At 37.1% G+C, this 259-nt stretch carries 1 protein-coding gene; it reads right to left on the bottom strand.

Annotated elements, in window-relative coordinates:
• A partial coding sequence (locus SB756_RS31915; protein ID WP_410913480.1) for a TIGR00366 family protein occupies positions 1 to 186 on the bottom strand: 186 nt, incomplete at its 3' end.
• Between the last annotated feature and the right edge of the window lie 73 nt (positions 187 to 259).

Genomic DNA, 259 nt, shown 5'->3' on the forward strand with positions numbered 1-259 from the left:
CATAGCAAAGCTCAATAGGTTCCAAAACCCATTGCCCCACGCGTGCAGTACATTAATACTGCTGGAAGGGGTAAATATACTGGCAGCGGCAAATGTAATAAGTGTAAGCAAAATTACAAATATAAATGGGTCGGGTAGGTAACGCTCAACCAGTTTTGTAAATGGGGTGGCTATTCTATTAAGCATAAAAATACAGTTTAGTGTTTGTTTGTTTGTAGATTAATTAATCACGAAATGTGGTTATGTGCAAATCACAATT

It is taken from the genome of Pseudomonas sp. SIMBA_068, assembly GCF_046534705.1.
Lineage (GTDB): Bacteria > Pseudomonadota > Gammaproteobacteria > Pseudomonadales > Pseudomonadaceae > Aquipseudomonas > Aquipseudomonas putida.